The organism is Streptomyces sp. NPDC005266 (genome assembly GCF_040607655.1).
Taxonomy (GTDB): domain Bacteria; phylum Actinomycetota; class Actinomycetes; order Streptomycetales; family Streptomycetaceae; genus Streptomyces.
Genome location: NZ_JBEXHC010000002.1, coordinates 270863 through 282785, shown reverse-complemented (window position 1 = coordinate 282785; position 11923 = coordinate 270863). Strand labels below are relative to the sequence as shown.

12 protein-coding genes are annotated in these 11923 nt (G+C 72.4%); 5 read left to right on the top strand and 7 right to left on the bottom strand.

The window, feature by feature from the left end; translation table 11 throughout:
• Positions 1-6: 6 nt before the first annotated feature.
• Positions 7-597, bottom strand: a complete 591-nt coding sequence (locus ABZU99_RS04895) for an HhH-GPD-type base excision DNA repair protein (protein WP_355947673.1) — start codon at positions 595-597, stop codon at positions 7-9.
• Positions 598-758: 161 nt separating this feature from the next.
• Here ABZU99_RS04895 and ABZU99_RS04890 point away from each other — a divergent pair, with 161 nt between their 5' ends.
• Together ABZU99_RS04890 and ABZU99_RS04885 are read left to right on the top strand one after the other, a co-directional pair.
• The gene (locus ABZU99_RS04890; protein ID WP_356049083.1) at positions 759-1544 is read left to right on the top strand and encodes a SigB/SigF/SigG family RNA polymerase sigma factor; all 786 of its coding nucleotides are present in this window, start codon (positions 759-761) and stop codon (positions 1542-1544) included.
• A 37-nt stretch (positions 1545-1581) separates the two neighbouring features.
• Entirely contained in the window at positions 1582-2253 is a 672-nt protein-coding gene (locus tag ABZU99_RS04885) for a dienelactone hydrolase family protein (RefSeq protein ID WP_355947668.1), read from the top strand.
• A gap of 39 nt (positions 2254-2292) precedes the next feature.
• On the opposite strand, the gene ABZU99_RS04880 is transcribed toward ABZU99_RS04885, so the two are convergent.
• A complete protein-coding gene (locus ABZU99_RS04880; RefSeq protein WP_355947665.1) occupies positions 2293-3354 on the bottom strand; it encodes an ATP-dependent DNA ligase in 1062 nt (353 codons plus the stop codon).
• Between the two features lie 78 nt (positions 3355-3432).
• Here ABZU99_RS04880 and ligD point away from each other — a divergent pair, with 78 nt between their 5' ends.
• Complete coding sequence (ligD, locus tag ABZU99_RS04875; RefSeq protein ID WP_355947662.1) at positions 3433-4437, top strand: non-homologous end-joining DNA ligase; 1005 nt, start codon at positions 3433-3435, stop codon at positions 4435-4437.
• A 33-nt stretch (positions 4438-4470) separates the two neighbouring features.
• Positions 4471-5463 carry a helix-turn-helix domain-containing protein gene (locus ABZU99_RS04870; RefSeq protein ID WP_355947659.1) on the top strand — a complete coding sequence of 331 codons (993 nt, stop codon included), beginning with the start codon at positions 4471-4473 and terminating at the stop codon, positions 5461-5463.
• A gap of 12 nt (positions 5464-5475) precedes the next feature.
• On the opposite strand, the gene ABZU99_RS04865 is transcribed toward ABZU99_RS04870, so the two are convergent.
• The 5 genes from ABZU99_RS04865 to ABZU99_RS04845 form a co-directional block, all read right to left on the bottom strand.
• Positions 5476-7575, bottom strand: a complete 2100-nt coding sequence (locus tag ABZU99_RS04865; protein WP_356049082.1) for a SpoIIE family protein phosphatase — start codon at positions 7573-7575, stop codon at positions 5476-5478.
• An 84-nt stretch (positions 7576-7659) separates the two neighbouring features.
• Positions 7660-8514, bottom strand: coding sequence for a caspase family protein (locus tag ABZU99_RS04860; protein WP_355947653.1), 855 nt, complete (start codon positions 8512-8514; stop codon positions 7660-7662).
• Positions 8515-8549: 35 nt separating this feature from the next.
• Positions 8550-9059: a hypothetical protein gene (locus ABZU99_RS04855; RefSeq protein ID WP_356049080.1), complete on the bottom strand. Its 510-nt coding sequence runs from the start codon at positions 9057-9059 to the stop codon at positions 8550-8552.
• Between the two features lie 467 nt (positions 9060-9526).
• The gene (locus ABZU99_RS04850) at positions 9527-10012 is read right to left on the bottom strand and encodes a hypothetical protein (protein WP_355953978.1); all 486 of its coding nucleotides are present in this window, start codon (positions 10010-10012) and stop codon (positions 9527-9529) included.
• 50 nt (positions 10013-10062) lie between these two features.
• Positions 10063-10662: an ATP-binding protein gene (locus ABZU99_RS04845; RefSeq protein ID WP_356049078.1), complete on the bottom strand. Its 600-nt coding sequence runs from the start codon at positions 10660-10662 to the stop codon at positions 10063-10065.
• Positions 10663-11026: 364 nt separating this feature from the next.
• Here ABZU99_RS04845 and ABZU99_RS04840 point away from each other — a divergent pair, with 364 nt between their 5' ends.
• Positions 11027-11848, top strand: a complete 822-nt coding sequence (locus ABZU99_RS04840) for an SDR family NAD(P)-dependent oxidoreductase (RefSeq protein ID WP_355953996.1) — start codon at positions 11027-11029, stop codon at positions 11846-11848.
• Positions 11849-11923 lie beyond the last annotated feature (75 nt).

Sequence of the window (11923 nt, the reverse complement as noted above, 5' to 3'; positions counted from 1 at the left end):
GGGGGGTCAGCCCCCGGCGGCGCCCTCCTTGGCCTGCCGCTTCATCTGCTGCTTGTGGGCGCGGACCCTGGCCAGCGAGTCGGGCCCGGTGATGTCGGCCACCGAGCGGTAGGCGCCCTCCTCGCCGTAGGCGCCGGCGGCCTCCCGCCAGCCCTTGGGCCCGGCCCCGAGCCGCTTGCCGAGCAGCGCGAGAAAGATCTGGGCCTTCTGCTTGCCGTAGCCGGGCAGCGCGTTCAGCCGCCGGAGCAGTTCCTCGCCGGTCTCGACGTCGCGCCACAGGTTCGTGGGGTCTCCTTCGTAGTGCTCGACCAGGTACTGGCACAGCTGCTGGATCCGCTTGGCCATCGAGCCGGGGTAGCGGTGCACGGCCGGCTTCTCCGAGAGCAGCGCCGAGAACCGCTCGGGGTCGTACGCGGCGATCTCATGGGCGTCCGGATCGTCGGTGCCCATGCGCTGCGCGATGGTGTACGGACCGGAGAACGCCCACTCCATGGGCACCTGCTGGTCGAGCAGCATCCCGATCATCAGGGCCAGCGGACTGCGCTCGAGCAGCGCGTCGGCCTCGGGCTGCTGGGCGAGGCGAAGGGTGGTGTCCATCCCCGGTGGGTACCCCCGCACCGGCCTCGCCAACCGGCCGACGAACCCATGCCCACCAAAGGTGGACGAGCCACCACCAATTCGGTCGAATTGCGAGTCGTTAAGGATCATGCGACTCTGGTGGCGACCGCCGTGACATCGGACCACGGAGGCGAGTGATCATGTCAGCAACCGCGACTCGCCGACGACGCCATGACGACACTCCCGACACCGGCGGTGCCTTCCTGCGTCTGTCCCGGCTTCCGTCGGGGCCCGAACGCGACGCGCTCCGCGAGGCGATCATCTGCGCCTGGCTGCCCGTCGCCAAGCGCCTCGCACTGCGCTTCCGCAACAAGGGCGAGAACATCGAGGACCTCACCCAGGTCGCCTCGCTCGCCCTGGTGAAGGCCGTCGACCGCTATGACCCGGACCTCGGCCACGCCTTCCCCTCCTATGCGATCCCCGTCATCACCGGTGAGCTCAAGCGCCACTTCCGCGACTATCTGTGGACGCTGCACATCCCCCGCAACATCCAGGAGGTCCGCTCCCGCACCCGCTCCGCCCGCGACGCGCTGGAGCAGGAGCTGGGCGGCCGCACCCCCACCGTCAAGGAGATCTGTCTGCGTACCGGCATGCCCCAGGAGGATGTGCGGGCCGGCCTGGAGGCCAGCGCCTCCTGCACCCCGCTGTCCCTCAACGCCGCGGTCCAGGGGGCCGAGGAGCGGCTGCTCGCGGAGACGGTGGGCTCGGACGACGCCGCGATCGAACGCGTCGTCAACCGGGAGGCGTTGCGGGTACTGATAGCGGAGCTCTCGGAGCAGGACCGCTATGTCCTGTATCTACGGTTCTTCGCCGGGCTCTCACAGAGTCAGATCGGCGAGATCCTCGGCTTCTCGCAGATGCACATATCCCGCAGGCTCTCCCGGCTCTACAGCGAGTTGCGCCAAGGGCTGCTGGCCTACGCATAAGCCCGAATTTCTCGGTAGGAGGGGCAGGAGGTGGCCGATGCGCTCCGAGACCGCCCGTATCGCCGCGGACGACGCCATGCTCGTGGGCGATCTGGCCCTTCCCGAACCGGCCTTCGGCGTGGTGGCGTTCGCGCATGGCAGCGGCAGCTCCCGGCACAGCCCGCGCAACCGCGCGGTGGCCCGGGTGCTTCAGGACGCGGGTCTGGCCACGCTGCTGTTCGATCTGCTCACCGAGGCCGAGGAGCGAGTGGACGCGATCACCGCCGAGCACCGCTTCGACATCCCGCTGCTCGGGCGGCGGCTGGTGGCGGCGGTCGACTGGCTCGCCGGGCATCCGGCCACCTCCGGGCTGCCGGTCGGCCTGTTCGGCGCCAGTACCGGCGCGGCGGCCGCCCTGACCGCGGCGACGGAGCGGCCCGAGCGGGTCGGGGCCGTGGTCTCCCGCGGTGGCCGTCCCGACCTCGCGGGCGGGGCGCTGAGCCGGGTGCGGGCCCCCGTGCTGCTGATCGTGGGCGGCGACGACCACGAGGTGCTGCGGCTGAACGAGCAGGCGGCCGCCATGCTCGCCGCCCCGCACGAGATCCATGTGGTACCCGGGGCGAGCCATCTCTTCGAGGAACCCGGGACCCTGGAGCAGGCCGCCCAGGCGGCGCGCGACTGGTTCGTCCGCGCGTTCAAGCGCCCTGCCCGCAACAACGCCAAGCGGTGACCTCGCCGGAGGCGGTCTACGAGCCCAGCACCTCCCGGTCTACGAGCCCAGCACCTCCCGCAGGTCGTAGGAGAGGGGCTCCTCCAGCTGTGCGTAGGTGCACTCCCGCGGCTCGCGGTCGGGCCGCCAGCGCCGGAACCGGGCCGTGTGCCGGAAGCGGTCGCCCTGCATGTGGTCGTAGGCCACCTCGCACACCCGCTCCGGCCGCAGCGGCACCCACGACAGGTCCTTGACTCCGGTCCAGCGGCTGGGCGCGCCCGGCATCCGGCCCTGGGCATGCGCCTCCTCGCGTGCCCAGTCGGCCCAGGGGTGGCCCTCGACCGTCTCCATGCGCAGCGGCTCCAGCTCCGTCAGCAGCTCCTGGCGGCGGCGCATGGAGAAGGCGGCGCAGACGCCCACGTGCTGGAGGCGGCCGGTGTCGTCGTACAGGCCGAGCAACAGGGAGCCGACGCCCTGGCCGGACTTGTGCATCCGGTAGCCGGCCACCACACAGTCGGCGGTCCGTTCGTGCTTGACCTTGACCATGGCCCGCTCGCCGGGCCGGTAGCCGAGGTCGTGGCGCTTGGCGACGACGCCGTCCAGCCCCGCCCCCTCGAAGTGCTCGAACCACTGCCGGGCCACATCGATGTCGTCGGTCCAGGGGGCGGTGAACACCGGGTCGGCGGCGTCGCCCAGCGCCTCGGTCAGCGCGTCCCGCCGCTCCCGCAGCGGCGTGTCCATGAGCGAGGCGTCGTCCAGGGCCAGCAGGTCGAAGGCGACGAAGCTCGCCGGGGTGGTCTCGGCCAGCATCCGGACCCGGGAGTCGGCGGGGTGGATGCGCTCCAGCAGGGCGTCGAAGTCCAGGCGGCCGTCGCGCACGATGACGATCTCGCCGTCCACGACACAGCGCGGCGGAAGGTTGGCGAGGAGCGCGTCGGCCAGTTCGGGGAAGTAGCGGGTGAGCGGCTTTCCCGAGCGGCTGCCGATCTCGATCTCCTCCCCGTCGCGGAAGACGATGGCGCGGAAGCCATCCCATTTGGCCTCGTAGCGCATTCCGGGCGGGATCGTGGCCGCGGACTTGGCCAGCATGGGCGCCACGGGGGGCATCACCGGAAGGTCCATGATGTCCGATTGTCCGCCGGTCCCGGCCCGGGCGCCCGCCGGGAGGTGACCTTGGGCGGGCGGGCCTAGCGTGGCGTTATGGGAGAAGCGGTGGAGCTGACGGTCGGCGAGCGCACGGTGCGGCTGAGCAATCCCGGGAAGGTGTACTTTCCCGAGCGCGGGTTCACCAAGCTCGACGTGGCCCGCTACTACCTGGCCGTCGGCGAGGGAGCACTGCGGGCGCTGCGCAACCGGCCGACCATGCTGGAGCGCTACCCGGACGGCGTAGAGGGCGAGTCGTTCTTCCAGAAGCGGGCGCCGAAGAACCTCCCCGACTGGATCCCGACCGGCCGTATCTCCTTCCCCAGCGGGCGGCACGCGGACGAGATCTGTCCCACCGAACCGGCCGCGGTGGTGTGGGGGGCGAATCTGGGGTGTCTGACCTTCCACCCCTGGCCCGTGCGGTGCGATGACACCGAGCACCCCGATGAGCTGCGCATCGACCTCGATCCGCAGCCGGGCACGGACTACCCGGACGCGGTGCGCGCCGCCGGAGAGCTGCGCGAGGTGCTGGACGAGCTGGGGCTGCGCGGCTGGCCGAAGACCTCGGGCGGCCGGGGGCTGCACGTCTTCGTACCGATTGCGCCGCGGTGGACCTTTACACAGGTCAGGCGGTCCGCGATCGCCATCGCACGGGAGCTGGAGCGGCGGGCCCCGGAGCGGGTCACCACCAAGTGGTGGAAGGAGGAGCGCGGCGAGAAGATCTTCGTGGACTACAACCAGACGGCCCGCGACCGCACCATCGCCAGCGCCTACTCCGTACGTCCCAGGCCGCACGCGCCGGTCTCCGCGCCGCTGCGCTGGGAGGAGGTGCCCGACGCCCGGCCGCGCGACTTCGACCTGGCGACCATGCCGGTGCGCTACCGCGATCTGGGCGACGTGCACGCGGACATGGACGAGCACGCCTACGGGCTGGAGGCGGCGCTGGAGCTGGCGGACCGGGACGAGCGGGACCATGGGCTGGGCGACCTCCCCTATCCGCCGGAGCATCCGAAGATGAAGGGCGAGCCGAAGCGGGTGCAGCCGAGCCGGGCCAAGCACTGAGACCGGCTCATGGCGGTGTGCGAGACTCGCGCCATGCCCGTCTTCTCGTCCGCCGGCCGTCATCGGGTCGCGGTGCTCGTCCGGCACGGGCTGCTGCCGTTCGAGCTGGGGATGGTGCACCGGCTGTTCGGCCGGGCCGCATCGGCCGCGGGCGAGCCGCTGTACGAGGTGGTGACCTGCACGCCGGCCCCCGGTGAGGTGCGGACGGACTCGGACGTCACCATGAACGTCACCCACGGCCCGGACGCACTGCGCGAGGCCGACACCGTGATCGTCCCGGCCGCCAACGAGCCGGACGAGCCGCAGACCGACGGCCTCCTCGGCGCCCCGCTCACCGACGCCTTCGCCCGGATCCGCCCCGGCGCCCGCACCGCCTCCATCTGCACGGGCGCCTTCGTCCTGGCGGCCGCCGGACTGCTCGACGGCCGCCGGGCGACGACGCACTGGCAGGCCGCCGACCGGTTCCGGAAGCTGTTTCCGGCGGTGGAGCTGGACCCGGACGTCCTCTACGCGGACGAGGGCGAGGTGCTGACCTCGGCCGGGGACGCCTCCGGCATCGATCTGCTGCTGCATATGATCCGGCGCGACCACGGCTCGGCGGTGGCGGGCGAGGTCGCCCGCGGCGCGGTCGTGGCTCCGCACCGCGACGGCGGCCAGGCACAGTTCATCCGGCGGCCGGTCCCCGAGCCGCGCTCCACCTCCACCGGCGCGGCCCGCGCCTGGGCGCTGACCCGGCTCGACCGGCCGCTGAGCCTGCGGGAGCTGGCCGAGCGGGAGTCGATGAGCGTACGGACCTTCTCCCGCCGGTTCCGTGAGGAGGTCGGGATGACCCCGGTGCAGTGGCTGACCCAGCGGCGTATCGAACGCGCCCGGCAGCTGCTGGAGGAGACCGATCTGCCGGTGGACCGGGTGGCCGCGGACTCGGGCTTCGGTACGGCGGCCTCGCTGCGGCAGCATCTGCACACGGCCCTCGGCGTCTCCCCCAGCGCCTACCGCACCACGTTCCGGGGCACCGCCCGGGCCTGACCGGCTGCGGGATCAGCCACCCGCGACGGCCACGCCACCGGACCGCGAGGGCCGCCGCAACCGGGCCAGCAGCAGCGCCACATCGTCGTCCGGCGCACCGTGCAGCGCGGCGAGCACCTGGTCGCAGATCCGCTCCAGCGAGCCGTGATGGCGGCGCAACAGCTGGACCAGGGTGTGCAGACCGACGTCGAGGGACTGATGGCGCTTCTCCACCAGGCCGTCGGTGAACAGGGCCAGCACCGCTCCCTCGGACAGTTCGCAGGTCACCGCCGAGAAGGGGACGCCGCCGACACCGAGCGGCGCGCCCGACGGGATGTCGAGGAGCTCGGCGCCGCCACCTGGGTGCACCAGGACCGGCGGAAGGTGGCCGGCGGTGGACATTTCGCAGTGTCCGGTGTGCGGATCGCAGACCGCGTAGAGGCAGGTGGCGATCGACTCGCCCAGGCTGACGGTGATCTCGTCGAGGTGGCCGAGCAGCTCGGCGGGGGCCATGTCGAGCTGGGAGAAGGCCCGGGTGGCGGTGCGCAGTTGGCCCATGATCGCGGCGGCGTGGATGCCCTTGCCCATGACGTCCCCGACGACGAGCCCCACCTTGCCGCCCTGCAGGGGCAGCACATCGAACCAGTCGCCGCCGGCGGCGCTGACGGCGGGCAGATAGCGGGAGGCGATCTCCAGGCCGTCGAGGTCGCGCGGCTGCTGGGAGAGCATGCTGCGCTGAAGCGTGAGCGCGGCGTCGCGCTCACGCCCGTACAGCCGGGCGTTGTCGATGCACAGGGCGGCCCGGATGGCGAGTTCGCAGGCGAGCGTGAGGTCCTGTTCGTCGAAGGGCTTGGCGTTGATGGTGCGGTGCAGGCTGAGGGTGCCGAGCACACTGCCGCGGGCGATCAGCGGGGCGGCGAGATACGAGTGGACGCCCTCGCGCAGCAGCACATCGGCGGCGGCCGCGTCGCGGGCTATCCGGCGGACGTCCCCTTCGGTGACGTACGGCACGAAGATCGGCTGAGCGTCGCGCACACACTGGGTGATCATGCGCGTGGGGTCATAGCGGGCGATCTCACCGACCGGGTCGGCGGCGTGGACGGCCTCGGTGGGATAGCCCGCCGCGACGGCCAGCGCCCGGAAGCGGGCCGAGCCGTCGGTTCGCACCCGGGCCATGGCCTCGCGGTGCACCACGGCGTCGAGCACATCGACGGCCGCGAGGTCGGCGAGCCGGGGCACGGTCACATCGGCGAGTTCCTGGGCGGTCTGGCGCAGGTCCAAGGTGGTGCCGATGCGGACGCCCGCGTCGGCGATGACGGCCAGCCGCTCCCGCGCCTCCGCGATCTCGCTGGTCGCCCGGTGGCGCTTGGACACATCGATGATCGAGACGGCGATGCCCAGGACCCGGCCGCTGGGATCCTCCAGCCGGTAGTACGACCCCGACCACGCGTGGTCGTGATCGGGATCGGCGGGGGTGCGGCCGACGCTCTGCTGGTCCAGCAGCGGCTCCCCGGACTCCAGCACATGCCGCATCGCGGCCTCCATCGCATCGGTGTCCAGGCCCGGCAGCACGTCGGCGATCCGGCAGCCGCGCACCAGGTGCTCGGTCACGCCGTTCATCTGCTGCAGGGACGGGTTGGCGCGCACCCAGCGCAGGTCGGTGTCGAACACCGCGAGGCCCACGGGCGACTGTTTGACCAGGAAGCCCGAGACGGCCAGATCGGTCTCGAGCTGCCGTACGGTCCCCTCGTCGGCGGCGAGCCCGAGCGCGTACGCCTCACCGTGCACATCGCGCAGGCCCATGGTGCGGAACTCGACCTGGAGGGTGGAGCCGTCCTTGTGCCGGACCGGGAAGATGCCCGCCCAGGTGTCGCCGGCCCGCACCCGGGCGAAGAGGTCGACGGCCGACCGCCGGTCGTCGGGGTGGACCAGCAGCCGGTCCGCGCGGCGCCCCAGCGCCTCGGCCGCACGATATCCGAACAGCTGTTCCGCCTCGGGGCTCCACAGGGCGATACGCCCGTCGCCGTCCAGCACCACGGCGGCGACCCGCAAGAGGTCGAGCACGCCTTTCGGGGCGGCCAGGGCGCTCATGCCCGCCTCGCCGCCCTGGTCAAGACGGTCATGCGTCGTCATACCGGCACCTCACCGGCTCGCCGTACCCTTCTTTGATACCTCGCCCAGCGTGCCGCCGCACACCAGTGGGGTACGTCGGCACCGTCAGATGGTGAACGGCCGCTGCCGGGCGAAGGCGGAGTTCACCGCACCGGCCTGGAACAGGTTGGGGGTCTGGTCCGGGGGCATCTTCTTGACGATCTCCCGGTGCAGTCCGCGGTAACTGCCCGCGAAGGCGCCACCGCGCCAGACCTCCAGCAGAGTGCCGGTGAACAGACCGTTGACGATACCGTCCGCGGAGGTCTGATTGTCCTGGCAACCGGAGATCTGCAGGACACTGGCGTCGATCCGGGCGAGGTCCTTGGCTGTGCGGTCGTTCTGGATCCGGTCGTAGAGGTCGCGGTCGCGCTGGTAGACGGCGGACTGCACCGGATGAGGCATGGCCCTGACCTTCTTGGCGACCTCCCGGGGGTCGGACGTGTTGAAGCGGCTGTCGAGCTCTCGGGCGCTGAGCAACTCGGCCAGCTGCCGGGCCACGGTGCCGCTGTGGCAGCTGTCGGAGAGCATCCAGATCCGTACCCCCTTGGCGAACTTCCCGAACTGTTCGAAGAGTTCGTCGTCGACCAGCTGCCGGTCGTAGAGCACCCAGGTCTCGTCCCGGCGGTCGCCGGTCTCGTCGTGGTTGAGGTCGGGGACCTGGCCGCCGTGGCCCGAGTAGGTGAGGAAGAGGATGTCGCCCTCGGCCAGCTGCCCCGCCGCGGCCTCCAGAGCGGAGGTGACGCGTTCCGCGGTGGCGTCCGAGGTCATCAGCGGATCGGTGACCTCGAAGCCCGCTGTGTCGGCGAGCCGGGCCATGTCCGTGGCGTCCTGCTCACAGGCGTTCAGCTCACCGCTCCAGCCGTCGTATGCCGCGGGGTCGACCTGGTTGAGTCCGATGTGGACGGAGAGGCCGATGGCCATGGTGGCTCCTTGGGTGCGTGTCGGGTGTGCTCAGGTCAGGAGGGCGGGCAGGCCGGCTCCGTAGTCCGGGGAAGGTTGGGCTCCACGGCCAGGCTCGCCAGGAAGGCGGGGTCGGCGCCGGCCGTCAGGACGTTGAGGACGAGCGCGGTGAGCGCGGCGGGCGGCCGCCCGCCGCGCGGGGTGGGCTCGGGGCCGCTGGGGCCCGTCCGGGCGGCGCCGCGCGGGGGCAGGCGGGGGCGCAGCTCCGTGCCGTTCGGCCGGATCTCGTCGGGGGCCAGCCGCCCTCCGGGGCTCTCCTCCCGCACCGGTGGCCGCTCGGCCGCCCGGGTGGCAAGGGCGGGCAGCTCGGCGAGGGCTCGGGTGAGCCGGTCCGTGGCCTCGGCCAGGGTGGGGTCCGCGAGGACCGGGTCGGCGGACGTCCGGTACAGCTGGACGCTGCGCCGCGCGGGCGCCCCGTCGGCGAGCGGCTCCAGGGTGGCCGGGTCGGGGGTCAGCTTCGCCATCAGGGTGGTGGTGCCGTAGCGGGGCGTGCCGTCGCCGGCCACGAGTGACGATCCGGCCCCGCAGCGCGAAGCGCGGAGCTTCCTCGGGAACCACCGGAGGTGGCATGGCGCGTCCCTTCACCTCGCCCCCTGGGGTGCGGGCGCCCGCGAGCGACCGCCACCCCACTAAGCGATGATGAGGTGACTCATTCCGCCATGCCCTGTTCTCCGGGCCCATCCGGAGGAGACCCCCAGGCAGGAGGAACCCCGTGCACGACTTCGACACCGGCTAAGCCCCGGGCACGGGCTGAACCCACGGTGCTCGCCACGGGCACGAGCTGAACCCACGGTGCTCGCCACGGGCACGACCGGGAAGACCGGCTCGCGGACCGTACGGCTGCTGCGGGAGCGCGGCGTACCGGTGCGCGTGGCCGCCCGGCGGCCCGGTCCAGCGGCGGGCGCGGACGGGGTGCGCTTCCACTCGTACGACCCCGCCACGCACGGCGCGGCGCTGGACGGAGTCACCCGCCCTAACGGAACAGGGCGTCCGGGAGGCCGGGGTGCTCGGCGGCCTCTTCCAGGGCCGCGCGCAGCGTGTGGCTGTCGGTGAGGCCGCCACCGGGCCGGATCAGCCAGACATGGCCCTGCCGGACACAGCCGGGCCGGGGGCAGCGCAGGATGCGGCCCGGTCCGGCCGCGGCCACCGTACGGCGGCGGGTGTACGCCGTCCCCGCCAGCCATGTCTTCCACTGCGCGGCGGACCCGGGCGGTACGAGGAACGAGAGCACATGGCTGGTGGTGGCGAGCATCACCGGGCCGGTCGCCGCGTCCCGCCGCTGCAGCGCCTGGATCACCGCGGTGCCGATGTCGTCGGCCATCCGTACCAGATCGAAGACCGTGCCCACCGGCAGATCGGCGAGCCCGTTGCCGCTGGCCCACTGAAGCCTGGTCAGGCCCGGATCCTCGCTTGCCGACAGCAGCCAGTCGGCCGCGTCGGTCTCCACGGTGACCCGCATCCGTCGCTCCCCCCGCTCCCCTCCGTATCCCGCTCCCCCGGTGCCGCGCTTCATGACGCGAGCCCGAGCGCCAGGGTGAACCACACCTTTTTGCCCCGGCCGCCGGGGCCGGGCGGTTCGGTGCCCCAGTCGCTGGCCAGATCGTTGACGATGGCCAGGCCCCGGCCGGACTCCTCGGTCAGCTCCGCCGCCCGGAAGGTCGGGACGACGGGCGAGCCGTCGGCCACCTCCACGCGCAGCTCACGGCCGAAGCGCTCCAGGGACACGGTGATGGTGACGGTGTCGGCGGGACCTGAGCTGCCGTGCTCGACGGCGTTCGCGAACAGTTCGTTGGTGGCCAGGACGGCGTAGTCCACGAGCGCGCCGAGCCGCCAGTCGCGCAGATGGCCTGCCACCATGCGGCGTACGGCCGCGGCCCGGTCGGGGAGGGCGGGGAACTCGGCGCGGAAGAGCCGGCGGGTGTCCAGCGGAATCACCGTCCTCTCCCCTCCCGGGCAGGGGCCGGCCACCACACCGGCAACCGGGCCGGTGACCGGTTCGGTTCGCGGGCGGCCCATGGACACCGCGACGGCAGGAGCCGTGCCCATGGTCTCGCCCCCCTCATCGGCCGACGTCGGCCGCTGCGACAGTCCTTGGACGGATCGGCTCACGGTGTCGGTCCTCACGGTCCTCGTGGGTCTGTGGGCTCTCATGACATACAGGCACATGGAGTGGTTGATGTCGTGGTGAGCGGGTAGGCGCATTCCGGCGACTGACGGCGTGGCATCTGGGCAGGTGACAGGTGGTGTACGCGCCCTTGCCGACCCGCCCGGACCGGCTGCCACGGGCGGAATCGGCCCGGTCGCGGTGTGTGCCGGATACCGGCATGGCTCCTCCTTCGAAGGCAGCGCGAAGCGTCATCGGTCACGGTTCAAGTAGACAAACGGTTGGACCGACCGACCGGCGAGAGGGCATGGGGGTTGTCCGGTTGTACAGGCGTAGTGGTTTGGGCTGTACGGTCCCGGCGTGGCACGCGTGAGCGAGGACCGCGGCGGGCGGTTCCGCCCCCGAGGCGGGTGCGGGTTCGGGCTGGACGGCAAACGGGTCCTGGTCACCGGGGGCGCCCGGGGGCTGGGCGAGCACATCGTGCGGTTGCTGGCCGCGGACGGGGCGCGGGTGGCCACCTGTGCGCGGACGGCGCGGGATCTACGGACGCTGGCGGCGTCGCTGAGCGACGAGGGTCAGGAGCCGCCGTTCGTGCGGGCGCTGGATGTGACGGAGCCGGATCTGCTGGAGGAGTTCGTCAGCGCCGCGGCGGAACGTTTCGGCGGACTGGACGGCGTGGTGGCCTGTGCCGGCGGGGCCCGAGGCCGCGGCCTGGCCGTGGCCGACGCCCGTGACTGGTCCCTGACCTGGGAGATGAACGTCGGTCATACGGCCCGGCTGATCAAGGCCGCGGCGCCGCGTCTGCGCGCCGCGGGCGGCGGATCCATGGTGGTGATCGCCTCCATCTCCGGGTGGAAGCCGGGGCCCCAGACCCAGTACGGAGCCGCGAAGGCCGCCCAGATCCACCTCGCGGCCTCGCTGGCCCGCGAGTTGGGTCCGGACGGCATCCGGGTCAACGCCGTCTCGCCGGGGTCGATGCTGATCCCCGGGAAGCGCTGGGACCGAATGCGCACCGAAGAGCCCGAGGCATACGCCCGGTTCACGGCCGAGTTCCCGCAGGGCGAGCTGGTCGCCCCGCAGGAGGTGGCCCGCGTCGTCGCGTTCTTGCTGTCGGACGCCTCCAGTGGCATCTCCGGTGCGCATCTGCCGGTCGACCGCGCCCAGAACGCCCCCACGCCGGGAGGATATTGATCCCCCCGGCGCTCCCCCGAGCGGGGGCGCCCCCCTTTTCTGGGCTCGGTTCGCCTGGGGGCGCCAAAGCCTCCC

Excerpts from the sequence above, each read along its gene's own strand:
- ABZU99_RS04895 (WP_355947673.1), bottom strand. The coding sequence starts at position 597 with ATGGACACCACCCTTCGCCTCGCCCAGCAGCCCGAGGCCGACGCGCTG.
- ABZU99_RS04890 (WP_356049083.1), top strand. The coding sequence starts at position 759 with ATGTCAGCAACCGCGACTCGCCGACGACGCCATGACGACACTCCCGAC.
- ABZU99_RS04885 (WP_355947668.1), top strand. The coding sequence starts at position 1,582 with ATGCGCTCCGAGACCGCCCGTATCGCCGCGGACGACGCCATGCTCGTG.
- ABZU99_RS04880 (WP_355947665.1), bottom strand. The coding sequence starts at position 3,354 with ATGGACCTTCCGGTGATGCCCCCCGTGGCGCCCATGCTGGCCAAGTCC.
- ligD (WP_355947662.1), top strand. The coding sequence starts at position 3,433 with ATGGGAGAAGCGGTGGAGCTGACGGTCGGCGAGCGCACGGTGCGGCTG.
- ABZU99_RS04870 (WP_355947659.1), top strand. The coding sequence starts at position 4,471 with ATGCCCGTCTTCTCGTCCGCCGGCCGTCATCGGGTCGCGGTGCTCGTC.
- ABZU99_RS04865 (WP_356049082.1), bottom strand. The coding sequence starts at position 7,575 with ATGACGACGCATGACCGTCTTGACCAGGGCGGCGAGGCGGGCATGAGC.
- ABZU99_RS04860 (WP_355947653.1), bottom strand. The coding sequence starts at position 8,514 with ATGGCCATCGGCCTCTCCGTCCACATCGGACTCAACCAGGTCGACCCC.
- ABZU99_RS04850 (WP_355953978.1), bottom strand. The coding sequence starts at position 10,012 with ATGCGGGTCACCGTGGAGACCGACGCGGCCGACTGGCTGCTGTCGGCA.